Genomic DNA, 1,602 nt, shown 5'->3' with positions numbered 1-1,602 from the left:
TTGAATCAATTTCATAATGCGCACTTTTAAAAAATCATAGAAGAGCCGAAAATCGATGATTCCTTAAAAAAACCAATGAAATGATGAATTACGCTGCGAGTACTTGAAGAGCTTTTAACCGATCGATGGCGAGTTTGGATGCGTTGTACGCTAGTTGAACCAAATCAACATGCAATTTGGCTTTCTTTCCGGTGCGATGGTAAATCTGATTCAAAAGGAAATAGCCTTTCAAGTAGGCATTGACCCGTTCAACGGCACTTCGTGCCTTGTAGAGTTGTTTCCATTTCAGCGAACCTCTTGCCGGCGCTGTGTATTTTCGGAGATCTTTCGTGATCTTTACCTTGTAGACTTTCTGGCACAAACTGTCATGGGCTAGCGGACAATCCGCACATTGGCTGGGACGGGTATACTTTAGGGTTTCGTGCTTTTTATCGAAACTGTCGTACCGATAACTGTGTTCTCGTACGCAGGTTGGCGCAAAATGGGCATCAAATCCAATCGGTTCCGGTTCGTTCTTCTTATTGTAGGCAATAATCGAATGCGCACCGATGCGATAGACCTGTTCATAAACGGCTGCGTAATCATAGCCGGCATCCATCGTGGCATAACCGATTTTCAATGACGCCAGTCGTTCGTGGACGCCTTTAAGCAACGGAATTGCCGCTTTTCCGTCATTCAGACTGCCGGAAGAAAAGAGGGATTGCAGGATATATTGGCTGTCTGTTCCCACCGCGAGATGGCATTTGAAGCCGAACCAGAAGACGTTCTTTCCCTCACTATTCTTCTTCACCCCCCATTCGGGGTGAGTCGGGATAGAAGTGCGAAGTTCCAAAAGCGGAACTTCCAGCTGATCGGCAATCTTTTTTTCATAAACAGGAAGATTGGCTTCTGCTTCCGCCTTTTCCAGCAGCCACTGTTCCCGTTCTTCTTTCTTTTTGCGGCCGCGCTTGTTCGGTTTTCTTTCCGCTTCAGACTCTTTCTTCTGAGGCGCACGGTCGCGGGCTTCGACGTGTGTGGCATCAATGGCGACCGTTTCATCCGACACAAAGCCTTCGGACATGGCGAGTAGCAGCGTGCGTTCTTGCACAATTTCTAGGGCGTCCGATTCACTGACCAACGTAATCATGCGGGAATAAGAAGCTTCCGATGGAATCTCATCCGATACCAAAAAACCGCAGTCCACTTTGAACCGCAAGTCGCCTTCCAACCGCTTGATCAGGTCTTTGATAAACGGAATTCGCTCCGTGATCCGGATGATCAACGCATACGTCATCGCCGCATAGTTCAGCGTTTGGGGTGGCCCGAAACGCGATTTTTTCGTCACCACAGCTAAAATTGGATGGATATCAATCCCCGATAAAATCGAGTTGAACCGGTGGGTAGGTTCCAAGTCATACAAAACTTGCATGTCAAACAGGCTTTCTTGTCGTATAATAGGCATAGAGCATCTCTCCAGTCTGTTAATGTGTGTGTCGTAACTCTCATTATACAGAATTTGGGGAGGTGTTCTATTTTCTTGCCATTTTACGCTTAGAGCCGCAAGGGCTCAGAGTTATGAAATTGATTCATTATCTGTAAATTACAAATAATAAAGAAAAAAAA

At 46.1% G+C, this 1,602-nt stretch carries 1 protein-coding gene; it reads right to left on the bottom strand.

What is annotated here, in order from left to right; genetic code table 11:
- Nucleotides 1–88 precede the first annotated feature (88 nt).
- The gene (locus J7I83_RS17640; protein WP_215102933.1) at nucleotides 89–1,441 is read right to left on the bottom strand and encodes a transposase; all 1,353 of its coding nucleotides are present in this window, start codon (nucleotides 1,439–1,441) and stop codon (nucleotides 89–91) included.
- Nucleotides 1,442–1,602 lie beyond the last annotated feature (161 nt).

This window comes from Planococcus sp. ISL-110 (assembly GCF_018613575.1).
Classification (GTDB): domain Bacteria; phylum Bacillota; class Bacilli; order Bacillales_A; family Planococcaceae; genus Planococcus.
Note: the sequence above shows the minus strand (reverse complement) of the source record. Positions and strands in the feature narration are given on the sequence as shown.

Coding starts and splice junctions, on each gene's coding strand:
- J7I83_RS17640 (WP_215102933.1), bottom strand. CDS start 1,441: ATGCCTATTATACGACAAGAAAGCCTGTTTGACATGCAAGTTTTGTAT.